Here is a 23,565-nt window from a genome sequence, read left to right on the forward strand (position 1 = left end):
CCGCCATATTTTAATATGGTCATTTTTTGGCGATCGCTTCGGCTGCGACCTATATTATTCTTAATGACTCCTTCTAGCGGATTTATTACTCCCCACACTAACACTTTATATTTCCGTATTACCTGCCTTTGTTCTATCTGATTTGCAAGTAGTATATGTGCTTTATTATTTTTAGCAACTACCATCAAGCCCGTAGTGTCTTTATCTAAACGATGTACTATCCCGGGTCTTTCTGATGAGCCGATATCCGATAAGTTTTTTGTATGATGTAATAAAGCATTAACAAGCGTATCGTCATGATGCCCTGCTCCTGGGTGTACCGTCATACCTGCAGCTTTGTTAATTACTATCAAATCATCGTCTTCATATATTATATCAAGTGTTACATTTGCTGCTGCAATTTTTAGCTCTTCAGGTTCTTTAAAAGAAAATAATATAATATCATTCTCCTTGACCAAAACATCAGGATCAGAAATAATTACATCATTAACTAGTACTTGCGAATCTTTAATAGCTTTTTGGATTTGATTCCTTGAAACATTTTCAAGAAGCGATGATAGAGCTTTATCAAGCCTTATGCCATTTAGTTCGTGTGGTACGGAATATTTTAACATATTTTATTTTAAGATAATGAATAATACGCTTAAATGGTTAAGTGCAATCGGTGTTGAATATTATTGCCATGAACATCCACCGCAATTAAAGGTACGTAATAATACTGAACTAACTGAAAAGCCACAAGTAAAACTTATGTCTACAAAAGAAACTGCATTCAATATGAATGATAAAGTTCATGATAATATAACCCTAGCAAGATCTCTTGCCGATAAAGCTAATAATATCGAAGAACTAAAAGAATCTCTAATAAATTTTAATGGTTGTGAACTTAAGAAATTTGCTACTAATACGGTTTTCGGTGACGGTAATTTGGAAGCTAGAATTATGTTAATAGGTGAAGCCCCAGGAAGTACCGAAGATTTGAAAGGAATACCTTTTTACGGCGAAAGTGGCAATTTACTTGATAATATGCTACATGCTATCGGAATTTCACGAAAAAATAACGCTTATATTACTAATACGGTATTTTGGCGTCCTCCTGCTAATAGACAGCCGACGTTCGAAGAAGTCGATATTTGTAGACCTTTTGTCGAGAAGCATATTGCTCTTATTAACCCGCAGCTAATTATTCTAGTCGGTAGCACGGCTGCAACTAGCTTACTTGGAAAAAATTCGGGTATTACTAAAATTAGACAAGAATATTATTTTTATACCAATAAATATCTATCCGCTCCTATTCAAACTACGGCAATCTTCCACCCTGCCTATTTACTCCGCCAACCTATGCAAAAACGCACCTCTTGGTATGATTTACTCAAGATTAAGGAGTATTTAGTCAATAATAGACTTCTTGCATAACTTGTACATTAATCTAGTACCAACAGCTGCACGTACTTTTCAAAATAATTTTCTACTAGACAATTAGTCGTATATATGCGACAGTGCAATCATCTCTAGTTAAGTTTAATATGCAAAACACTAAACAAATACAATTTTTATAACAGATATTCTGCTATTAAATGCAGGTAATAAAGATACTCAAGGCAAAGATATTAAAAAAGTCTTAGAAATAATAGAAGAAGTTTATAAACGAAATTGAGGGTGTTATATGTAAAGTTTACAGATTATTTAAAAGAGAAATTACAACATGAGGAAATATTAGTAGGGTATATTAATGAAGCGTTAGAGCAATATTTCGTGGATCATAATAATGAGCTATAATGGCTGTTTTAAAAGAAGCCATTATAGCAAGAGGAGGTACAGCAAAAATCTCTAAAGAAGCTCATATAAATAGGGAACATATATATAGAGAATATTATCTATTAAATGCTTTAGGCTTGCAGTTGAAAGTAGAAGCATGTGCGTTTTAAATTTTCATTAACCTTGCAAGTTGAGCAAGATATCAAAGAAAATTTTTAAATCCTAATAAATCATAATTCATTTCTAATTTCATTAAATTAGGGTTATACTTACTGATGTATAAAAATAAGGTATATCCATATGACCAATGAAAATAATAATGATTCAGAATTTGCTGAATTAAAAATCAGAGGAAAAATATTTAAATTACCTATACTTAAAGCAAGTATCGGTGAGGATGTAATCGATATAAGTAGGGTATCTGTGGAAGCCGATTGCTTTACTTACGACCCGGGTTTTATGTCTACTGCTTCTTGTCAGTCTACTATCACCTATATAGACGGTGATAAAGGAATCTTGCGGCATCGAGGATATGATATTAAAGACTTAGCTGAGAAAAGTGATTTTTTAGAAGTGGCATATTTACTGATTTATGGGGAACTACCAAGTGGCGAGCAGTATAATAATTTCACTAAACAGGTTGCTCATCATTCATTAGTGAATGAAAGATTACACTATTTATTTCAAACCTTTTGTAGCTCTTCTCATCCTATGGCTATTATGCTTGCGGCTGTCGGTTCTCTTTCGGCATTTTATCCTGATTTATTGAATTTTAAGGAAGCAGATTACGAGCTTACCGCTATTAGAATGATTGCTAAGATACCTACCATCGCTGCAATGTCTTATAAATATTCTATAGGACAACCGTTTATTTATCCTGATAATTCGTTAGATTTTACCGAAAATTTTCTGCATATGATGTTTGCAACGCCTTGTACGAAATATACAGTAAATCCAATAATAAAAAATGCTCTTAATAAGATATTTATCCTACATGCCGATCATGAGCAGAATGCTTCTACTTCAACAGTCCGAATTGCCGGCTCATCCGGAGCTAACCCTTTTGCTTGTATTAGCACGGGTATTGCCTCACTTTGGGGACCTGCTCACGGCGGGGCTAATGAAGCGGTAATAAATATGCTTAAAGAAATCGGTAGTTCTGAGTATATTCCTAAATATATAGCTAAAGCTAAGGATAAAAATGATCCATTTAGATTAATGGGTTTTGGTCATCGTGTATATAAAAACTATGACCCGCGTGCCGTAGTACTTAAAGAAACGTGCAAAGAAGTATTAAAGGAACTCGGGCAGCTAGACAACAATCCGCTCTTACAAATAGCAATAGAACTTGAAGCTATCGCTCTTAAAGATGAATATTTTATTGAGAGAAAATTATATCCAAATGTTGATTTTTATTCGGGTATTATCTATAAAGCTATGGGTATACCGTCGCAAATGTTCACGGTACTTTTTGCAATAGCAAGAACCGTAGGCTGGATGGCACAATGGAAAGAAATGCATGAAGACCCTGAACAAAAAATCAGCAGATCTAGACAGCTTTACACCGGTTATGTACATAGAGAGTATAAGGGTATTCGGGAGAGGTAAACATTTTCGTCATTGCGAGCGACTGCAAGGAGCATAGCAATCTCAAGAGATTTGATGAGATTGCCAGGTCGCTTCGTGCCTAGCAATGACGTTGAAAATATAAATCATATGCATTTTATTGATGAAGTTAAAATATATATAAAAGGTGGGAACGGCGGCAATGGTTGTGTTAGTTTCCATCGTGAGAAATTTATTGACAGAGGCGGACCGGACGGTGGTGATGGTGGACGTGGCGGTAGTGTTATTTTCAGGAGTAATCACCATCTTAATACGCTAGTAAATTATCGATATAAACAGCATTTTACCGCAGAAAACGGCGAAAACGGTAAAGATTCAAATAGAAGCGGTAAATCAGGAAAATCATTAGTTCTTGATGTTCCGATCGGTACTCAAATCTTTTCCGAGGACGGCAATATATTATTTTATGATTTCACTGTGGATGATCAAAGTTTTGAAATAATTAAAGGAGGAAGTGGTGGTCTTGGTAACAGCCATTTCAAATCGTCGGTTAATCAAGCTCCAAGAAAGAGTACGGAAGGAGGAATTGCCGAAGAAATGTGGATTCATTTAAGTTTAAAACTTCTCTCTGATGTTGGGCTTGTGGGGCTTCCAAATGTCGGTAAATCTACTTTTTTATCCGTTGTAACGGCAGCCAAGCCTAAAATTGCCGATTATCCCTTTACTACTTTAGTGCCAAATCTTGGAGTGGTATATGTTGATGACGAAGAGTTTGTCATAGCCGATATTCCTGGTTTAATTGAGGGGGCTCATCAAGGTCACGGACTTGGCGATAAATTCTTAAAGCATATAGAAAGATGTAATGTATTAATACATTTAATAGATGGCTCTAGTAATGATGTAGTTGCAGATTATAATACGGTACGTCTTGAGCTTGAATCATATTCCGATTATCTAAAAAATAAAATCGAAACCATATGTCTTAATAAATGCGATGTTCTCACAGATGAGGAAATACAGGAAAAAATAAATAAACTGCAGAAAGTTACTAATAAAGAAGTTTTCCCTATCTCTACCTGCACTAATGCTGGAGTAAATAAAATAGTTAAACTTGCTTTAGAGACTATAAAAAATCAGGAGTAATACTACTAGGTATTGCCTGCGTGGATACTGAGGATTGTCATTACGAGGACTCCTGAGATTGCCACGTTCACTAACGTTCGCTTGCAATGACAATGAATAAGCTTTAAATTAAAGTAATACGTTGTTCTTCTGCTTCTAGATATTTCTCTAGCTCTTCCTTAGTATATTTCTTTTCTTTAAGCTTTATTTCGTGATTAAATATATATTGTACAGCTTTATCTTCTAAGGCAGGACCTTTAAGTCCTTCAATTGCTCTAGGATTATTTTTATAAAAATCAAATATCATATTTTCCTGCCCAGGAAAATTACGTGCTTGTTGCATAATAACTTTTCTTAAATCATCAGGCTCTAATTGCAAATTTTTAGATTTTGCATATTCAGCAAGTAATAAGCCTATTCGCACACGGCGTAGGGCTAATTTATTATAATATGCTGTTATTTCTTTAGAGGATTTATCTTTCAATAATGATTCATCTTGTTCATTTTTATCGGTTCCGGACTTTAGAATATTTTTTTCTTGCTCTAATAAAGATTCCGGTACATCAAAATCTAACAATTTTTCCAACTTATCAAATAAGTTCATTTTCATTATAGTATTAATAGCTTCTTCCGACTCATTTTCTATTTGTTTAGTAAAATGTGTACGCAATTCTTCAAGGCTATTACTTTGGAATTTTTTAGCAAATTCGTCATCGATAACGGTAGGTTCTGCAGTATGTACTGCTTTAATTTGTACTACAAAACGAGCATCCTTACCTGCTAAATCTTTAGCATGGTAATTTTCAGGAAAAGTAACATTAACATCTACTTTACTACCTGTTTTAGAACCTATTAATTGTTTCTCAAAACCGGGAATAAGTGCATTACTACCTATTATTACCTTAAAATCATTTAATTTACCGTCCTCAAAAGCTTTCTCCTTGATGTACCCGATTGCATCAATAGTAACCTGATCTCCATCTTTTATTTTTGCTTTACTTTCTTTAGTATAATTTTTTGTTAATGCAGCAAGTTTTTCTAGTTGTTCTTCAACATCTTTAGAGTTTACTTCTAATTTTGGACGATCTAGTGAGATTTTTTTTAAATCCGGAATAGTAATTTTAGGTAATAGCTCTATTTTTACGGTAAATTCTAAAGCTTTATCGGATTCGTTTTGTAATTCTTCAATTTTGGGTCTACCGATTATATTTAGATTATGCTCTTTAATAATGTGATTTACTGAATGGTTAATTCTTCTTTCTATTATATCATTCCTGACGGAAGTACCGTATTTTTTCTTAACAATTGAAACCGGTACTTTACCGGTTCTAAAACCTGCTATTTTAACTTTTTTGGTTAAATCAAGTAATTCTTTTTGAATATCGTCATCTATCTCACTTAAAGGAGTAGAAATTCTTGCATGAAAATCCAATCCTTCATTTTTTAATACGGTAATTCCCATTTTAATAATCCATTAATTCTGTATATAGTTTGCTAATCAAAATAAACTAAAGAGCTGCAATATGCAATAGTTTTTGTAAAATCCCATTAGGATTAGGCATTGCTAACTGTGAGTTTCGCAGAACTCACCTTTGCTGGCATATAGTCGTCTATTTTTGCAATCACTAACTATTTCGCGTTAGCACTTAACAGCAATTGAGCCATTTCCATAGCAGTAAGCTCCTGCTTCTTATAATTTTCAAGGGCTTTAATGATTTTAGATATATCAAATATCTTATCGGTATTATTAATATAACAATATTTAGCCCGATTTCCCTTTTTTATTGTATTAATATTCGGTTCTATTTTTTGTATAGCGTTCAATAGTTTTCATTTCTATAAATCATGATAATAATTTTTCTCTTTCTTACTTTGCTTTTAGCATTAAGTAATCGTTTATCATTGCTTGCTTCCTCTTTTTTCTTTGCTTCTTCAGGATAAGTATCAACTAGCTAGGTTGCTATTTTAGAAGCAGTAAACTCTTTGCTGGCATGAGTTTTAAGAGTTTAATAATTGCAGTTTTGCAGTCAAAAAAAGACATATTCGGTAATTATATTAAGTTAAAATTTAGCCATTGCTAAATTAAAGATGGATATTGTCATGAGCTAAGCGACTAGCCGTAGTCGATTTTGTAGAAGTACTTTTTTCTTTTTTGTTATTGCTCGTTTGTTCTTTATCTGAGTTAACTTTAAAAGCTCAATAATTACAGCTTTATATTGAAATTTTGCAGAAAAAACAAATTATAAATTCTTCAAAGTAAACAAATTAATTATATAGAAATAAAAAATTAATATTATAGTGGTATAAAAATACAACTATTTTTTAAATTATATAAAGATAAGGTATTTATGGGGTAACTCTTTATTTTTTAAAAAGAATTTAAAGGGTTATATCCTACTTTTTTAGAGTATATTGCAATAAACTAGATGATTTAGGAGCAAAAGCAAGTAAATAAATTGGGTATAAGATTTGTGGCATTATTAACCAAAGATAGATATCGTTACGAGTTAAATAACTGAAAGTGTTGTTATGTAGAGGCCAAATCGTCATTGCTAGGCGCGAAGCGACGTGGCAATCCAAAAAAATAATTAAAAAAATTCTGATTTACAGAATTTTTTACTGAATTGCTTCGTCGAATTACTCGTAATGACGGAAAACCAATCCACGCAACAATGCCACGCAGGAATGACATTAAGAGCATTTTTTATTAGACTGCCTTAGTCAATTACTGAGTAATTTGCCTCACAATGGTGTTAAGCAATAAGATTTAAGTGTACTTCTTCGTTTAGTTCTTTAGCAGAAGATAATTCTATATCAAGTTCGGCAAATATTTGCACTAAAGCTACAGATAAATCATTGATCATTTTGTCGGTATGGGCAGGGGTTGGGATGATGCGGAGGCGTTCCGTACCTCTCGGTACGGTTGGAAAATTGATATGTTGAACGTAAATACCGTATTCATTAAGGAGCATATTTGAGGCTTTCGCCGTTTTAATCGGATCACCAATAATTATCGGCACTATATGACTTTTATTTTTCAAATACGGTATATTAAAACGTTCAAAAGAGTTTTTAAGTTTTGTAACTACTTCTTGATGTTTTATTCGTTCTTCATTCGATTCTTTAAGATGTCTAATACTATGCGTTGCAGCGGTAGAAATTACCGGCGGCAATGAAGTAGTGAAAATAAACCCTGGAGCGGTTAGTCTTATAGCGTCAACTAAATTATGGTTGCTAGTGATATAACCGCCGATAGTACCATATGCTTTGGCAAGTGTCCCTTGAATAATATCGATTTGATCACTACAATTAAGAAGCTCGGCAATACCGCCACCCTGTTTACCGTATAAACCGACCGTATGAACTTCATCGATAAAGGTTAAAGCATTATATTTTTTGGCTAAGTTGATTATATCTTTGATAGGTGAGAAAAAACCGTCCATAGAGTAAACCGATTCAAAAACAACAATTTTCGGTCTATTAATATCGATTGATTGTAAAAGCTCTTCTAGATGCTTAACATCTAAATGTCTATATATATATTTCTCGGCTCTTGAACTTGTAATCCCTGCAATTATTGATGCATGATTTAGCTCATCGGAGAAAAATACTATATCTGGCATGATTTTAGCAAGACTTGCAAGCGTTGTATCATTTGCAACAAAACCGGATGTAAAAACTAAAGCTGCTTGCTTTTTGTGTAAATTTGCAAGTTCTTTTTCAAGCTCAAGAATGGCAATATTATTACCGCCGATATTGCGAGTTCCACCTGATCCAACACCGTATTTTAGCAAGGCATCTATAGAAGAGTGCATTACTTTTGCATGTTTACTCATACCCAAATAGTCATTAATGCACCACATAACTATTTGTTTATTAGCGTGTTCTGCAAAAGGAAAATTATCGGCTTGTCTTTTTAAGGTCTTAAATTCTCGATATCTTCCTTCGCTTTTGATCTTATCTATATGTTTGCTAAATATAATATCGTAATAAGACATTTTCTCGATGTCATTCCCGCGTAGGCGGGAATCCATTTTATTAATTATAAAATTCTGTAATCAGATATTTTGAATGTTCTTTCTAGATTCCCGCCTACGCGGGAATGACATTGAACAGAACAATACTTCCAAACTCACGTTTGCAGCTATTCTACATTAAAATTAAAAAAGTTTAAAGTTATAATATGGCTTTTTGTACAATATCGTTTAATCTCTTTGAAAATGCACCTGTATCAGCAACCGGTTCACCCTCTAAAATACAGGCTTGATCAAATATTAGATTAACCAATTCTTCATTATTTTTATTATTTGCTTTTAAGTCGTTAAAGATTTTCTCTATGATTTTATTTTTAGGGTTTAACTCTAGATTTTTAGCTGAGGCATTAGCTATTTGTTTCTGTTCAATCAAAAATCTCTCCATACGAATATCCATAGCAGCGTCGCTAACGGCAAGACAAGCAGGACTTGAAGTAAGTTTTTTAGAGATCTTAACTTCTTTTACCAACTCCCCTAGTGTCTCTTTAAAATAATCTGTTAGCAATTTATATTCATCATCGGATTTTTTACTATCTGTATTTTTCTCCTCAGATTGTGAAGTAGTTTGCTCTACATCGATATCGCTTCTTGTCGCTGATTTAATAGCATGTTCTTTATATTTGCTATTAACATTTACCCAAAAATCATCCACTGTATCGGTAAAAAGTAATACATCGATTTTTTTACTTAACAACCCTTCGATTTGTGGGCTTGAAAGTAATTTATCGGGGTTATCACCGCTTAAATAATATATAGTACTCTGCCCTTCTTTAAAATTCGCTATATATTCGTCAAGGCTGATCATTTTATTATGTAAGGCACTTCTGAATATGCATACCTCTAATAATTTTTCATGGTTGGTAGTAGCTTCACATAAACCCTCTTTTAAAGCACCGCCGAAATTAGCCCAAAACTTATTATATTCTTCAGGTGATTCCTCTTTCTTTTTTCTAAGCTCGCCAAGTACTCTTTTTGTAATAGCATTTTTGATTTTCTCAAGCACACTATTATGCTGCAGTGATTCACGGCTAATATTTAGTGGTAAATCTTCTGAATCAACCACGCCTCGTAAAAATCTTAAATATGACGGGATTAAATCTATATTCTCATCAGATATAAATACTCTTTTTATATATAATTTTACTCGCCTTTTGCGATCAGGGTGGAATAAATCAAATGTTTTGCTTGATGGAATGAAAAGTAGGTTAGTAAATTCTATAGCTCCCTCGTTTTTATTATGCATAGTTATCCAAGGGTCATCAATGGCATAAGATAGACTTTTGTAGAATTCTTTATATTGTTCTTCCGTAATTTCCGATTTCGGTCTTGTCCATAATGCAGAAGCTGAATTAAGCTGGATTTCATTATTACCAGCTTCATCAAAGAAATATATTGGTACTGCTATGTGATCGGAATAGCTTTTAACGATGTGTTTTAATCTAAAATGATCAAGGAATGTATCTTCTTCCTTTTTGATATGTAAAACGATTTCCGTGCCTCTTGTGAACTCTTTATCTGAATCTGAGACAGTATATTCACCAAGCCCGTCTGATTCCCAAATATGAACTTTATCTTCCCCAGCTTTTCTTGAGGTTACAGTCACTTTATCGGCTACCATAAAGCTTGAATAAAATCCAACACCAAATTGACCAATTAGCATATTGTCTTTTTTAGAATCACCGGATAGGCTTTTAAGAAAATTTGCCGTACCCGATCTTGCAATAGTACCGAGATTTTCAATTAAATCGTCTTTATTCATGCCGATGCCGTTATCACGGATAATGATTTGTCCGTTATCTTTATCGACTTTAACCGTAATTTTAAAATTGCTATCGCCGGCTACTAATTCACTATTACTTTGAGATAAATAACGTAATTTATCACAAGCATCCGAAGCATTGGAAATTAACTCCCTCATAAAAATCTCTTTATTACTATAAAGAGAGTGAATCATTAAATTTAAAATCTTGCCAACCTCGGCATCAAATTTCTTTTTTTCTTGTATCATAATTATTCCAGTTAATAAATTATTTTTTCGTCATATGACTGCTTATGTCATTCCTGTGAAAGCAGGAATCTAGAAAATAATAAATATAAACTGGATTCCCACGAAAGCGGGAATGACATTGGAAGTCTAGCAACAACTGCATCTTATTTAATATAGGAATTAATAATCAAATTTAAATAGTCTTCATTAATATTTTTTATCAATATCGTTTTTAAGCTATGAGTATGACCTTTAATAATTTCGATATTACTACGTGATAATTTCCATTCTTTTGCTAAATAATTTATGATTTCTGCATTCGCTTTACCTTGTTCCGGTATTGCTTTTATAGATAATTTTAGATATGGGATATTATTAATAATTACAAAATTGCTAATTAGATTTTGTTTAGAATTAGGCTTTACTTTAAAACTAAGTAAAGCCTGATGTGAAGAAGAATTGTAATTGTAGAATTTATCCATGAATATTTTTTATCATATTTGCTTTTTATATAAAAAAAGAATCCTTGAAAAACTTTGCTTAAACTGATATTATGTTTACCATAAATGTTTAGCACCCTTAGCTCAGCTGGATAGAGCAACAGATTTCTAATCTGTGGGTCAGAGGTTCGAATCCTTTAGGGTGCGCCATTCTGCATTTCTCGGTGTTTCTACAAACGTATCAAACCGCAGATGCAGCATAAAATCAAGCTTTTGACCGTTTAACTGAATATTAATTGTTTTTCACCAAGTTTCTAAACTAAGCAGCTTTTCTCTTTCTGCTAAATAGTCAATGTATCACCTTATAAAACGAAATATTAAAAATATTTCTCAAGTTTATTAATTAAAGCTTTAATTTCTTTTGTGTTAACTAATATTTAATAATCATGATATCACAAGTATCGTTCCATATGTAGACATAAATATGAAAATTTGTTTAATGGAGCTAATAATGGATTAAAAGAAGAAATGATTATTAATACACTCACAGAACTATCATCAACCATTCTGGTGTAATGCTTAATTTAAAACTGAGTAATAACGAAAAAAAGTTTAAAGAAAAATTAGAAAAGATTATTAATACTTATGCAAAATGGAATGAAAATCCTGAAAACAAAAAAGCAATTTCTTAAGAACTCAAAAAAGAATTAGAGAATCTAGATATATGGTGCAAAGAAACAGCTAAAAAAGATAATTCGCATGTTTTTAAAAATATTGGACAAGTTATAAAACATAGTTTTAAAGCTTTGGCTAACATAGGAAATAAAGAAGCTTTCAAAAAAGAACAGAAAGAAGTAGGTATTTTATATGGATTCTATCATGCTAATAAAAATACTAAACAAACACTAGAATGCATAAGGGCTACTATTAACAAACATAAATCTCCCCTCCCTCATTTCTTATTACTACTCCCAAGAATATATCACAAAAAAGCAAGCGAGGATCTGTAGAAAGATAAATAATAATTACTCGAAGCTGGTAAATGTATCGATAATCGTCTAGGGTGTGCCATTAACCGAAAACCAACAAGCCGCCTTAATCTCGTTTATTTTCAACTGTAGGGCTGGGGCATTTCAAGCATCAACATTGCAACAAAAGCTAAACCTAGGTGAATATGCAAACTCTGCTAACGAGTTATTGCGATGGATGTGTGCTAAAGGTGGTCTTAAGCTGCAAGGCTTAGTGAAACGTCGGCAATATTATAGATTATAATTATTACTAATTATTAAAACTTTTGATTATTTCCTGTAATTCTCTAATAATACGCTTAAACTAAGAGATATTACAGGAAACCTGCTATAAATATTTATCAATTAAGCAGACATCACCGGAGAAGGAGCAAAAGATTTTGTCGGATAATTTCCACTTTCTTTCTCCAATTTTTCAAAATGAAATATACCAAATCCAATACTTGTTGGAATCATAATAATTAATACTTCCCAGTTTCTAAAGGTTTTTATTAAATGAGGAAAACCAAAAGAGCTAATAACATACATACAAGCAGTTGATACAACATATGTAAATGTTACAGAAGTAAAGCGTTTAAAGATTGGAAAATGTCTAAAACAATTTGGTACAGCTGGCATAACATTAAGGGCAAAAGCCATGATAAGTGCTTGAATATAAATTAATAATATTTCCTAATGCCTAATTACAAATCAAAGGAATCTCTAATATATTAGACCAAACTTTATCCCAACCTTTTGTATGAGAAATATTAGGAAAAGTTTGCTTTTTTACACACGGTGAGTTACTTGCTTTTACGTAAAGTGCTGCTATGAAAGGCGGGACTCTTTTGTCATCCATGCCGGAGAGATGTAATTGAGGGATATTATTAACCTGTTTTGCATAATTTATCGGGTTTAAAGATTTAACTAAGTAACCACGATAATTATGATATTTATCAAACTTTTTAGTATCTAAATTACCGGCAATCGTTATAATATCTTTAACATTACTATTTTGAGCTGCAATTAATATTGTAAGCCCGCCGCCACCGGAGAAGCCGACTAAGCTAAATTTTTGTCCGTTATTGATAATATTTATGACATTGTTAATTGAATCTACAACTTCCTGCCCCATTCTTTTATCTAACCAATAATCGCTAATGCATTTTGAGTTCATGTCTAAAGGAGTATATTGGCAAGGTCTTGCTATATAAACAATATTCGGTCTTTTATCCATTGTAGCAAGCTTTAAGAGCATCGGATTAACGGGAGTAGGGTTGTTGGAATTAGCAGATCCATCCGCAAGATGTCCATCTCCCTCAATATAGAATACAAAAGGTAGGTTACGGTCGGTAATACGCTGATAAGTCGTAAGAGTAAAATCACCACCGTTTACTAGCCCCATCTGAAAGTTATTTTGAGTTGCTATATCTTGCGAATGCTTTATCCTTCTAGCTACATCATGAGTAGTAGAACACCCTGAAAGAAATATTGGTATTAAAAATATTATTGCCCAAATAAAATTTTTCATAACAATTTTGATTAAAATGGTATTTCGTCGTCTAAGTCGCTATGGTCAAAGGAATGATTTTTAGTTTCAGGATGTTTATATTCGCTATGCCCTGAATCTTGATTATGATTATTAGAGTTTTTACTATCTAATAATATTAATTGTGAATTAAAGTTTTGTAACACAACTTCCGTGGTATATTTTTCTTGACCTGAATTATCATTCCACTTACGGGTTTGCAATGAACCTTCAATATATAATTTGCTACCTTTTGTGACATAGCGTTCTACAACAGATACTAACCCTTCACTAAATATCACTACTCTATGCCATTCAGTGCGTTCTTTTCGTTCGCTGGTAATGCGATCTTTCCAAGTTTCGGTTGTTGCTAAGGAAAGATTAATGATTTTTTTTCCTTCGCCCGTAGTTCTCATTTCCGGATCACGCCCTACATTACCTATTAATATTACTTTATTTAAACTACCTGCCATTATGACCTACTTTAAAATATTACTATTGCAATAATAAAATAAAAGAGCCTATAATACTACAGGTTTTTTAAAAAATATCTCAAAAATTTTGTAGTGAAGTGATTATGAACCAAGAATACATTAAGGTACGCGGTGCTAAAGAGCATAATCTAAAAAATATAAATGTTAATATTCCAAGGAATAAATTTGTTGTTATCACCGGTCTTAGCGGTTCAGGCAAGTCTTCTTTAGCGTTTGATACTATTTATGCAGAAGGTCAAAGGCGATATGTTGAAAGTTTATCTTCATATGCAAGGCAATTCTTACATTTACAAAATAAACCTAATGTAGAATCTATTTCCGGATTATCGCCTGCTATTGCAATTGACCAAAAAACTACTTCCAAAAATCCACGTTCTACGGTTGGAACTATAACGGAAATTTACGATTATCTTAGGTTATTATATGCAAGGGTGGGTATTCCTTACTCTCCGGCAACCGGTCTTCCGATACATAGCCAAACAGTTTCCGAGATGGTAGATATAATTAACGAACTACCTAAGGGTACGAAAATATATTTACTTGCTCCTATTGTTAGAGGACATAAGGGTGAGTTCAAGCGTGAAATTATGAATTTGAAAAAGCAAGGCTTTCAAAAATTAATAGTTAACGGGGAAGTTTGCGAAATTGATGATTTACCGAAACTTGATAAAAATAAGAAGCATAATATAGAAGTGATCGTTGATAGAATAGTTCTAGACGAAAGTTTAGGTAATAGACTTGCAGAGAGCTTAGAGAGTTCGTTAAATCTTGCCGAGGGTATTACTTATTTGGCAATTGTAGAATTACCGCCGGCAGTTAAGAGCGAGTTTGAAAAAAATCAGCGTATTACTTTTTCCGAGCAATATTCTTGTCCGGTATCGGGTTTTCAGCTTACTGAAATAGAGCCTCGAATCTTTTCTTTTAATAGTCCTTTTGGAGCATGTCCTAAATGTGAAGGGATAGGTAAGGAGTTTTTCTTTGATAGAGATTTAATAGTTCCGGATCAAAGAATTGCTATTAAAGACGGTGCAATAGTGCCTTGGGGTAGTACAGCTTCTAAATTTATCCTAGAGACATTAAAGGCTCTTGCCGATCATTATAAATTTTCTATTGAAGTACCTTTTGTAAGTTTATCACAAAATGTTAAGGATATTTTATTTGAAGGTTCAGGAGAAGAGGCAATAAAGTTTGAATTTCACGATGGTTCTAAAACGCAAATAATAAAACAACCTTTTGCCGGTATAATACCAAGTTTGCAAGAAAAGGACCGTACTATAGAATCGGTTTTAATTAAAGAAGAACTAGCTAAATTTAAGTCAGAGCATAAATGTACTGCTTGTTCAGGGTTTAGATTAAAAGCCGAAGCATTATGCGTTAAAATAGCAAATTTTCATATAGGCGAAGTAGCAGGTATGAGTATTGCAGCCTTGCAAAAATGGTTTAGTCACTTAGAAGAAAAATTAAATAAAAAGCAATTATTGATTGCTGAGCGTATACTCAAAGAAATTACTGAGAGATTAAAATTTCTTATGAATGTCGGGCTTGATTATCTAACGTTATCACGAGAAGCAGGTACTTTATCGGGGGGGGAAAGTCAGCGTATTCGTCTTGCATCTCAAATAGGTTCAGGACTGAGCGGTGTTTTATATGTACTTGATGAGCCGTCTATTGGTCTTCATCAACGAGATAATACAAGATTAATTGAGACACTAAAAAGCCTTAGAGATTTGGGTAATACCGTTTTGGTAGTCGAGCATGATGAAGAAACAATATATGAAGCAGACCATATTATTGATATAGGACCGGGAGCCGGTATTCACGGCGGTCGTGTTATTGCGGAAGGAAATGCTGAAGAAATAAAGAATTGTGAAGAAAGTATCACAGGTAGGTATCTAAGTGGTCGTCAAACAATCAAAGTGCCGTCTGAAACAAGAGTAGGGCATGATAATAGGGCAATTGAATTACTTGGGGCGGTTTCCAACAATTTAGATAATGTTGATATCAAAATTCCGCTTGGTACTTTTACTGCTATAACGGGAGTATCGGGAAGCGGTAAATCAAGCTTGATGATTCATACTCTATATAAAGCGGCTCTAAAGCATTTAGAGCCAACTAGCAAAGTATTTCCAGGCAAATATAGAGAGTTAAAAGGACTTGAATATATTGATAAAATTATCGATATTAATCAATCTCCGATAGGTAGAACTCCTCGTTCAAACCCTGCGACTTATACAGGTGCCTTTACCCATATTAGGGATTGGTTTGTGGAGTTACCTGAATCAAAAGCTAGAGGGTATAAAGTAGGCAGATTTTCGTTTAACGTTAAAGGTGGTAGATGTGAAGCATGCCAAGGTGATGGGCTAATAAAAATAGAGATGCATTTCCTACCTGACGTATATGTAAAGTGTGATATTTGTAACGGTCACAGATATAATAGAGAAACGCTTGAAATAAAATATAAAGGTAAATCTATTGCCGATATTTTGATGATGACTGTAGAAGATGCGATGCAGTTTTTTGAAAAAATACCGTTAATCTATGAAAAATTAATTACCTTAAATGAAGTGGGTCTAGGCTATATTAAAATCGGTCAGTCTGCTACTACTCTTTCAGGTGGTGAAGCACAACGCATTAAGCTTGCTAAAGAATTATCAAGACGTTCAACCGGTAAAACGCTTTATATACTTGATGAACCAACTACGGGATTACATATCGACGATATTAATAAATTGTTAAAAGTGTTACATAAACTTGTTGATATGGGCAATACCGTTTTAGTTATCGAGCATAATTTAGATGTTATAAAAACTGCAGATTATATTATTGACGTTGGTCCTGAAGGTGGCGACAAAGGCGGTAAGATAGTTGTATGTGGCACCCCTGCCGACATCGCTGCCTGTGAGGAAAGCCATACCGGTAGATATTTGAAGCAATATTTGGTGTGATCTAATATAAATAGCAAGTTACTCTATATAATTTGCTATTTGATGTATTTCTAAATTATCCTTAACACTCATTCCTTGATTTCGTTAAGAAAAATTAATCTAAATCTTGCTATTTTCTAAAAATTATCATATTTTATGGTTATTACCATGTTTTATGATTTTCTATAGAATAATTATAAAAGAAGAAATTAATGAAAGTTACATTTAATAGTATTGAAAAAATTTATAATTTATTAACTACCGAAGAATGGATAGATAAACAAGATCCAAAGCAACGCTTGGAACAATTAAACAAAAAACTAGCGAAAGCTAGTGATCCAAAAAAAAATTAATTTAGAAAAGGCCATAACAACCTTAGAAGAAAATGCTAAAAGTAATCCCATGACTTTAAAAAAAGCTGGAATAAACCAAGACGATGCTGAAATATTTTATATAAAGAGGGCTTTAATAAAAAGTCTAGTGATACATTAAAAGAATTATTAGAAAATAATTTTGATCAATTAAATACTAATGATGTTTTTGAAAAAATACATAAGCAATATTTAAGTACAAATACACGCCTTAAAAAATCTTATTAGTTAAAGAACGATGTAAGGAATATTGCCATATTGTCGAAAATCGCTGACTTATATACGGAGAATAGCGGTTTAAATTCTTTAGAAATGGCTAAAAAAGTATCTACTTACTTTGGAAATTTAGAAGATATAAAAAGTTACTTAAAAACTGTTAATTATGATACAAAAGAAACAATAGAATTGAGTTTTCAATTTAATTTACCACAAACATTGTCTTCCAAAATATTAGAATTTTTTCAAATTTTAAATAAATCTGGAAGAGACTGATTATATATTTTCAGTAATGCACACTTACTGGAAAAAACTAAAAAATTTCAAAAAATTCTTAAAGAAAATAAATTAAATGATTTTCAGCAGATAACTAAAAATGATTTAAAGAATTAGTAAATCAAGTAACTGAAATAGTAATTAAAGAATCTTATAAGTACAACAAAGAAGAATTATCAGAAGAAAATAAATTACATGCAAAAAATTTAGCTAATTTTTCTTTAAAAGGAAAACTAGATAATAATAGTTTTCAAAAAGCATTGAACTTTATAAAAGAATATTATATGCCTGATATTAATTTTGATATAGAGGTAACAGGCAAAAAGTATAATTTTCCTAAATTACCTGCCGATGATATGAAAGGTTTTATGCTTGGTAAATTTAGTAATTCTTGCCAATCTATAGGACATGATTCCAAAAGATGTATTTTAGATGGTATGAGTAAAGCAAATGCCGGTTTTTATATAATTACGGATGATAAAGGAAATATAAGAGCTCAGTCATATGCTTGGCTTGCTGGAGAGGGAAAAAAGAATGAAAAAGCCACTTCTATGTATGGTACTAGATTCATTTGAGCATTTAGGGAAAGAAGATAAATTATTATTTGTACCTATAATAAATAAATTGAGAGAAGCATTACAAAAACAAGCATTAAATTTATATGTAGGATATGGCGGACAAACTCCTAAACTTGATATAAACACTATACTTCATCCAAAACCAATGGAGTAAGATTTATATATGGCGATGCAACAAATGTTTATCCTATTACAAGAGAAGTACCAACAATAGAATTAAACTTAGGAAAAAATGCTAATAACCAGGTTAATCAATATTCTACTATTGAAGAGCTAAAAACTGATAGTATTACTACAACAAATTATAATAAGTAAGCAAATTAACCGAGATTTAACAGAAGAGGAAATATCGTTGCTTAACATAGGTTTTACTTTTGCACAAATTTCGAATATAGAAAACAATAAACAAGAATTCTTTGTTGAAAATGACGATAATATAAAAAGTTTGACTGATGCTGATGTTAGTGTGAAAGAATTACTTGCAATGGAACCAAGTCAGCAGAAACTCTTTATTGAAAATAGTTATAAGGTAAAAAGCTTATCTAAGGCCAGGCTCATTACGAAAGAATTGTTTAATGTGATAACAGGCCAACAAGAATCAGGTAATACAAATGAAAATGATTTAACTCAGTTCGATAATACGGATCACAATGCATTAACAGTAGAGTTGATAGGTGATGCTACAGAACAAGCTGAGGTGAGCGTGGAATACAATTCAAGTATAATAGAATTCTTGCATAACATAGCTAATAAGGAGAGATCCTTTTGGAGACAAATAAGTTATGCAAGAATTCTAATGCTTATGGTCATGGTGGTGGGTATAGAAGCCTAGAGCAGAAAGTGCATTTGAGAATTCAGAGTTAGGAGTTATTGCATTTGGTATTCCGCTGCAACATATGTGACCGTTTAAGCATATCACTTGATCGGAGTTTTTTATTACGGTAAATAAATCATGAGAAATCATAAAAACCGTAATATTGAGCTTTTTACGAATCAAATTAATAAGCTGATAAAATTCTTGTTGGCTTGTTACGTCTAAAGACTGTAACGGTTCATCTAAAATAATTAAGTCGGGATTATTAACTATTGAACATGCAAGAACTACCTTTTGCAATTGCCCTCCTGAGAGCTTAGAAATTTCTTGATCTTTTATATGTTCCAAATCAATAAATGAGTTAATCTCTTTAATATTGTTATTAAAATTATTCGGTGCTAACAACTCTAAAAAATTTTTTACTGTAATAGGTAAATCAGGGGTTAATCCGAACTTCTGCGGTACATATCCAATTTTTAGTTTGGGATCAATTATAATCTCACCGCTTGTAGGCTTTTCAAGTCCAAGCATTAAGCGTACTATGGTAGTTTTACCTGCACCGTTAGGTCCGATTAAAGTAGTGATATTATTTTTTTTGACAGTGAAACTAACGTTATTTATCGGCAATTTATTACCGAATTTTTTAGATACGTTACGAAACTCGATTATAGGTTTTTGCATGTGTCAGTTTACTTCTGCCATCCCCGTAGCTTGACCACGGGATCCAGTAATAAATACTAAAGTTATTAATGTTTTAAGTTATTTTTCTAGATCCCGTGGTTAAGCCACGGGACGACACAGTGGGCAATAAATAGCATTCATTAAATAGAATAAATGCCGATTAGTGCTGCCTCGGCAAGTAAATGTTTTTGCAGGGCTAATACTAAATCTGGCTTGCTAGCATTCTCATCAAGCTCAAGATAATCATTTAGGGCATATAGTTTAAAAAAATAACGATGAGGTTTGCCGGCAGGTGGACAAGGACCGCCGTATTTTTTTTGCCAGCTATTATTTTAAATTTTAATACTACTATCTATTTGTCCTTCTGAAAGCTTAGTAATAGAAGCAGAAATATTATATATTACCCAATGATCCCATATACCGTGTGGCGGTGCTATTTCTACCGGTGCATCCGGATCATCCATTATAAGTGCAAAAGATTTAGTATCTGAAGGAGCATTACTCCACTCTAGATGCGGTGAAACATTTTGTCCTTTACAAGTAAATTTATCAGGAATGCGATCATTATGTTTAAATGCCGTACTTGTTATTATGAAAGTCATGACGTTTTGTCTATCAATTCACAACTTGCCATTGTCCGTCAGGTTGGCGGCATGCATTACCGTATGCTTTTTGTTGTTTTCCGCCTATTACAACTGTTTGAGTGTACTCACGGCAATATTGACCAGTGCTATTTCTATAAGTTTTATTAGGTGTTACGTAACCGTAATTGCCGTTATCCGGATTACGCCATTCTACGTTACTACCACTAGGAGCTGTTTCTAAAGCTCTCTGTGAGGTAAGCTCTGCAAGTCTTCTATCCTGTTCATCCATACCTGCACCGATTTGTCCACCAAGAACTGCTCCAAGTAATGCACCTACACCTACTCCAACAAGCTGTCCTTTGCCCTTACCGAATTGAGAACCAAGTAATGCGCCGCCAGCACCGCCAAGAAGTGTTCCTGTACCTTGTTTATTCATACCGCCCGGAGGACCGTTACAGGCTTGTAACATAGAAGTTGCAAGAGCTATAATCATAATTTTAGATAATAGTTTCATATAATTCGCTCTAAATATAATATATAATTAATAAGTATATGGTTTTTAGAATTTTGTAAAGCTAAAACTAGATTCTGTAAACAAAATTTAAATTATTTGTATTTTAAAATATTATTTTTAATTTTGTTCACAGAACCTCATTATAATTGAATTTTATATTTTCTTTGTTAAACTACAAATAAATAAATTGGAAAGATTTGTCATGGATACTAATAGCCGTAATCGGTTAATAAAATCGGCATCTTATTTATCGGTTACTACGGCATTAATTATTTTAAGTATAAAATTATATGCTTGGGTTGTTACCGATTCGCAATCAATCCTTGCTTCTTTAATTGATTCAATGCTTGATATAACTTCTTCCTTTATTAATCTAATAGCTTTAAGATTTGCCCTGCAACCGCCAGATCATCATCATCGATTCGGGTATGAAAAACTGCAGGATTTAACAATTTTTTCTCAATCGATATTTTTCTTTGCTTCAGCTTTTTTTGTAGGCTTTTCTTCGGTTAAATCTTTACTTGAAAAAACAAAACCGGAGAATATTAGCGACGGTACTGCTGTAATGTATGTATGTATATTCTTAACAATTATTTTAGTGTTTTATCAAACTTATGTAATTAAAAAAACAGGATCGGAAATAGTAAAAGCCGATAAGCTTCATTATTTCACGGACTTACTAACTAATGTTATAGTAATTATCTCTATAAATTTAAGTGATTATTTTTGGTTTGTTGATCCATTATTTGGTGTAGTTATTTCGTTATATATATTTCACTCTTCTTATTCTTTATTTAAAAAGGCATTTAAAAATTTAGTAGATCATGAATTACCCGAACAAGACAGACAAAAAATTATCTCGATAGTGAATAACCATTTAGGGGCAAAAGGTATGCACGAAATGAAAACTAGATATGCCGGTCAAAAAGCTTTTATCCAGTGCCATCTGGAAATGGACGGCAATATGTCGCTTTATAATGCTCATAAAATTAGTGATGAGATTGCTTTTGAAATATTGCAGGAATTTCCGGAGGCTGAAATAATTATCCACCAAGATCCTTTTGGAATCGAAGAACACGTAAAGTACCGTGAATATATTGTTAGATAAAGAAGCTAATTTTAATAATTTTTTCATGGAGCAAGCTTTAAAACAAGCAAGGATTGCTTTTGATAAAAATGAAGTCCCGATCGGAGCGGTAGTTGTAGATAGGTTAAATCAGAAAATTATTGCTAGTACCCATAACAATACGGAAGAAAAAAATAACGCTCTTTATCATGCTGAAATTATTGCTATTAATGAAGCATGTAATCTTATATCGTCTAAAAATTTAAATGATTATGATATTTACGTTACTTTAGAACCTTGTGCTATGTGTGCGGCAGCTATAGCTCATAGCAGGTTAAAACGTTTATTGTATGGGGCTTCTGATTCCAAGCACGGAGCAGTCGAAAGTAATTTGCGATATTTTAACAGTAGTGCTTGTTTTCATAGACCGGAAATATATAGCGGAATTCTTGCCGAAGATTCGGGGCTATTAATGAAAGAGTTTTTTAAGAGGATAAGAACTGTTATTTCTAGCCACAGAATGACATAAAGAAGTAAGAAAACATGCTAAAACTATTAACCCCCTATTATTTTAATAAATTATCAAAGGTTATAATACCTATATTAGCTATATCTACTTGCGTAATGATGATTATAGGTCTTTATTTAGCCCTCATAGTTTCGCCGGTAGATTATCAGCAAGGTGATTTTGTACGTATTATGTATGTTCATGTCCCTGCCTCTTGGATGGCTCTTGGTGTTTATGTTTTCATGGCAGTATGCAGCTTTAGCTGTTTAGTATGGAAAACTACTATTAGCTATTTGCTAGCCTTAGCTTCTAGTTACGTTGGGGCTACTTTTACTTTGATTAGTTTAGTAACAGGTTCTTTATGGGGAAAACCTATATGGGGGACATGGTGGGTTTGGGATGCAAGACTTACCTCCATGCTCATATTATTTTTATTATATTTAAGCTATATTATTATAGTGAATAGTGCGGATAATATAAGAAAGGCACAAAATCCTTCTTCTATTATTGCTCTTATCGGACTGATTAACATACCGATAGTAAAATTCTCGGTAAATATTTGGTATAGTCTGCATCAGCCTGCTAGTGTTTTAAGGCTAGGGAGTCCAACTATTCACTCTTCAATGCTAAAGCCTTTAATTATCATGTTTATTAGTTTTATATTATATTTTCTATTAGTATTACTTTTAAGAACTGCTATATTAATCGACAAAATCAAAAACAGATAATAAAATGACTTATGTTGTAACCGATGAATGCATAAAATGTAAATATACCGATTGTGTTGAAGTATGTCCTGTAGATTGTTTTTATGAAGGTGAAAGGGAAGATGATTTTATGTTAGTCATTAATCCCGATGAATGTATAGATTGTGGCGTTTGTGTTCCTGATTGTCCTATAGGTGCTATTAAACCTGAATCACCGGGGTTAATAGAATGGGTAGAACGTGCAAAAGATTTTATAGAAAATAAAGGGTGGAAAAATATTACCAAAAAAAAAACTGCTTTGCCTGATGCCGATAAATTTAAAGATGAGAAAGATAAGTTTAATAAATACATAGGTTCTGTGAAGATTTCTAATTGATTTGTTATTTTGAG

At 32.7% G+C, this 23,565-nt stretch carries 27 protein-coding genes, 1 tRNA gene and 2 pseudogenes; 18 read left to right on the forward strand and 12 right to left on the reverse strand.

Features of this window, described 5'->3' with window-relative positions:
• On the reverse strand, positions 1-614 hold a 614-nt coding region (locus tag BG75_RS09365), incomplete at its 3' end, for a pseudouridine synthase (RefSeq protein ID WP_252903553.1).
• Positions 615-630: 16 nt separating this feature from the next.
• Between BG75_RS09365 and BG75_RS01110 the strand changes: the two genes are divergently transcribed.
• The 4 genes from BG75_RS01110 (at position 631) to obgE (ending at position 4,467) form a co-directional block, all read left to right on the forward strand.
• Positions 631-1,416 carry a uracil-DNA glycosylase family protein gene (locus tag BG75_RS01110; RefSeq protein WP_062811117.1) on the forward strand — a complete coding sequence of 262 codons (786 nt, stop codon included), beginning with the start codon at positions 631-633 and terminating at the stop codon, positions 1,414-1,416.
• A gap of 362 nt (positions 1,417-1,778) precedes the next feature.
• Entirely contained in the window at positions 1,779-1,928 is a 150-nt protein-coding gene (locus BG75_RS01115) for a hypothetical protein (RefSeq protein ID WP_062811118.1), read from the forward strand.
• 130 nt (positions 1,929-2,058) lie between these two features.
• Positions 2,059-3,366, forward strand: coding sequence for a citrate synthase (locus BG75_RS01120; protein WP_062811119.1), 1,308 nt, complete (start codon positions 2,059-2,061; stop codon positions 3,364-3,366).
• 108 nt (positions 3,367-3,474) lie between these two features.
• Positions 3,475-4,467, forward strand: coding sequence for a GTPase ObgE (obgE, locus tag BG75_RS01125; protein WP_062811158.1), 993 nt, complete (start codon positions 3,475-3,477; stop codon positions 4,465-4,467).
• Positions 4,468-4,570: 103 nt separating this feature from the next.
• Here obgE and tig read toward each other — a convergent pair whose 3' ends face one another.
• From tig to BG75_RS01150, 5 genes are all read right to left on the reverse strand, one after another.
• Positions 4,571-5,908, reverse strand: a complete 1,338-nt coding sequence (tig, locus tag BG75_RS01130; RefSeq protein ID WP_062811120.1) for a trigger factor — start codon at positions 5,906-5,908, stop codon at positions 4,571-4,573.
• Positions 5,909-6,075: 167 nt separating this feature from the next.
• Positions 6,076-6,270, reverse strand: a complete 195-nt coding sequence (locus tag BG75_RS10455) for a hypothetical protein (protein WP_062811121.1) — start codon at positions 6,268-6,270, stop codon at positions 6,076-6,078.
• Positions 6,271-7,199: 929 nt separating this feature from the next.
• Entirely contained in the window at positions 7,200-8,444 is a 1,245-nt protein-coding gene (gene hemA, locus BG75_RS01140) for a 5-aminolevulinate synthase (protein WP_062811122.1), read from the reverse strand.
• 178 nt (positions 8,445-8,622) lie between these two features.
• Positions 8,623-10,488, reverse strand: coding sequence for a molecular chaperone HtpG (gene htpG, locus BG75_RS01145; protein WP_062811123.1), 1,866 nt, complete (start codon positions 10,486-10,488; stop codon positions 8,623-8,625).
• Between the two features lie 143 nt (positions 10,489-10,631).
• On the reverse strand, positions 10,632-10,949 hold the full coding sequence (locus BG75_RS01150; RefSeq protein ID WP_014365070.1) for a DUF167 domain-containing protein: 318 nt from the start codon (positions 10,947-10,949) through the stop codon (positions 10,632-10,634).
• A gap of 91 nt (positions 10,950-11,040) precedes the next feature.
• Here BG75_RS01150 and BG75_RS01155 point away from each other — a divergent pair.
• The 3 genes from BG75_RS01155 to BG75_RS06875 all read left to right on the forward strand — a co-directional run bounded on the left by BG75_RS01155 (position 11,041) and on the right by BG75_RS06875 (position 12,179).
• A tRNA-Arg gene (locus tag BG75_RS01155) sits at positions 11,041-11,117 on the forward strand.
• Between the two features lie 596 nt (positions 11,118-11,713).
• A complete protein-coding gene (locus BG75_RS01165; protein ID WP_062811124.1) occupies positions 11,714-11,917 on the forward strand; it encodes a hypothetical protein in 204 nt (67 codons plus the stop codon).
• A gap of 55 nt (positions 11,918-11,972) precedes the next feature.
• Positions 11,973-12,179 (forward strand): glycoside hydrolase family protein, encoded by a 207-nt coding sequence (locus tag BG75_RS06875; protein ID WP_084777176.1) that lies wholly within the window; start codon positions 11,973-11,975, stop codon positions 12,177-12,179.
• 101 nt (positions 12,180-12,280) lie between these two features.
• Here the strand turns inward: BG75_RS06875 and BG75_RS01170 are convergent, their stop codons facing one another.
• The 3 genes from BG75_RS01170 to BG75_RS01180 are packed head-to-tail and all read right to left on the reverse strand — an operon-like array spanning position 12,281 to position 13,915.
• On the reverse strand, positions 12,281-12,574 hold the full coding sequence (locus BG75_RS01170) for a hypothetical protein (RefSeq protein WP_062811125.1): 294 nt from the start codon (positions 12,572-12,574) through the stop codon (positions 12,281-12,283).
• Positions 12,575-12,614: 40 nt separating this feature from the next.
• The gene (locus BG75_RS01175) at positions 12,615-13,445 is read right to left on the reverse strand and encodes an alpha/beta hydrolase family protein (RefSeq protein WP_062811126.1); all 831 of its coding nucleotides are present in this window, start codon (positions 13,443-13,445) and stop codon (positions 12,615-12,617) included.
• An 11-nt stretch (positions 13,446-13,456) separates the two neighbouring features.
• Positions 13,457-13,915: a single-stranded DNA-binding protein gene (locus tag BG75_RS01180; protein WP_010977855.1), complete on the reverse strand. Its 459-nt coding sequence runs from the start codon at positions 13,913-13,915 to the stop codon at positions 13,457-13,459.
• Positions 13,916-14,019: 104 nt separating this feature from the next.
• Here BG75_RS01180 and uvrA point away from each other — a divergent pair, with 104 nt between their 5' ends.
• The 7 genes and pseudogenes from uvrA to BG75_RS01205 all read left to right on the forward strand — a co-directional run bounded on the left by uvrA (position 14,020) and on the right by BG75_RS01205 (position 19,133).
• On the forward strand, positions 14,020-16,881 hold the full coding sequence (gene uvrA, locus BG75_RS01185; RefSeq protein ID WP_062811127.1) for an excinuclease ABC subunit UvrA: 2,862 nt from the start codon (positions 14,020-14,022) through the stop codon (positions 16,879-16,881).
• 191 nt (positions 16,882-17,072) lie between these two features.
• Positions 17,073-17,213 (forward strand): hypothetical protein, encoded by a 141-nt coding sequence (locus BG75_RS09370; RefSeq protein ID WP_252903554.1) that lies wholly within the window; start codon positions 17,073-17,075, stop codon positions 17,211-17,213.
• Positions 17,194-17,352 (forward strand): hypothetical protein, encoded by a 159-nt coding sequence (locus tag BG75_RS09375; protein ID WP_252903555.1) that lies wholly within the window; start codon positions 17,194-17,196, stop codon positions 17,350-17,352. Before BG75_RS09370 ends, BG75_RS09375 begins: the two co-directional genes overlap by 20 nt.
• 137 nt (positions 17,353-17,489) lie before the next feature.
• Positions 17,490-17,840 (forward strand): annotated as a pseudogene (locus tag BG75_RS01195) (hypothetical protein).
• Between the two features lie 167 nt (positions 17,841-18,007).
• Positions 18,008-18,298, forward strand: a complete 291-nt coding sequence (locus tag BG75_RS01200) for a hypothetical protein (RefSeq protein WP_062811129.1) — start codon at positions 18,008-18,010, stop codon at positions 18,296-18,298.
• Complete coding sequence (locus tag BG75_RS08590; RefSeq protein WP_196242455.1) at positions 18,279-18,455, forward strand: hypothetical protein; 177 nt, start codon at positions 18,279-18,281, stop codon at positions 18,453-18,455. The genes BG75_RS01200 and BG75_RS08590 overlap by 20 nt, the downstream gene beginning before the upstream one ends.
• Positions 18,456-18,653: 198 nt before the next feature.
• Positions 18,654-19,133: a hypothetical protein gene (locus tag BG75_RS01205; protein ID WP_252903556.1), complete on the forward strand. Its 480-nt coding sequence runs from the start codon at positions 18,654-18,656 to the stop codon at positions 19,131-19,133.
• On the opposite strand, the gene BG75_RS01210 is transcribed toward BG75_RS01205, so the two are convergent.
• From BG75_RS01210 to BG75_RS01220, 3 genes and pseudogenes are all read right to left on the reverse strand, one after another.
• Complete coding sequence (locus BG75_RS01210) at positions 19,095-19,796, reverse strand: metal ABC transporter ATP-binding protein (protein ID WP_062811130.1); 702 nt, start codon at positions 19,794-19,796, stop codon at positions 19,095-19,097. The two genes, BG75_RS01205 and BG75_RS01210, sit on opposite strands and share 39 nt — an antisense overlap.
• A gap of 140 nt (positions 19,797-19,936) precedes the next feature.
• A pseudogene (locus BG75_RS06885) lies at positions 19,937-20,398 on the reverse strand (YbhB/YbcL family Raf kinase inhibitor-like protein).
• Between the two features lie 13 nt (positions 20,399-20,411).
• Positions 20,412-20,894: an RT0821/Lpp0805 family surface protein gene (locus tag BG75_RS01220; protein WP_062811131.1), complete on the reverse strand. Its 483-nt coding sequence runs from the start codon at positions 20,892-20,894 to the stop codon at positions 20,412-20,414.
• Positions 20,895-21,096: 202 nt separating this feature from the next.
• Between BG75_RS01220 and BG75_RS01225 the strand changes: the two genes are divergently transcribed.
• Genes BG75_RS01225 through fdxA form a run of 4 tightly spaced genes read left to right on the forward strand, consistent with a single transcriptional unit; the run spans position 21,097 to position 23,551 of the window.
• Positions 21,097-22,002, forward strand: coding sequence for a cation diffusion facilitator family transporter (locus BG75_RS01225; protein ID WP_062811132.1), 906 nt, complete (start codon positions 21,097-21,099; stop codon positions 22,000-22,002).
• A complete protein-coding gene (locus BG75_RS01230; RefSeq protein WP_062811133.1) occupies positions 21,983-22,489 on the forward strand; it encodes a nucleoside deaminase in 507 nt (168 codons plus the stop codon). The genes BG75_RS01225 and BG75_RS01230 overlap by 20 nt, the downstream gene beginning before the upstream one ends.
• Before the next feature lie 14 nt (positions 22,490-22,503).
• Entirely contained in the window at positions 22,504-23,196 is a 693-nt protein-coding gene (locus BG75_RS01235; RefSeq protein WP_062811134.1) for a heme ABC transporter permease, read from the forward strand.
• 4 nt (positions 23,197-23,200) lie between these two features.
• A complete protein-coding gene (gene fdxA, locus BG75_RS01240) occupies positions 23,201-23,551 on the forward strand; it encodes a ferredoxin FdxA (protein ID WP_062811135.1) in 351 nt (116 codons plus the stop codon).
• Positions 23,552-23,565: the final 14 nt, after the last annotated feature.

Source organism: Rickettsia endosymbiont of Proechinophthirus fluctus (genome assembly GCF_001602635.1).
GTDB classification, from domain to species: Bacteria; Pseudomonadota; Alphaproteobacteria; order Rickettsiales; family Rickettsiaceae; genus Rickettsia; species Rickettsia rickettsii.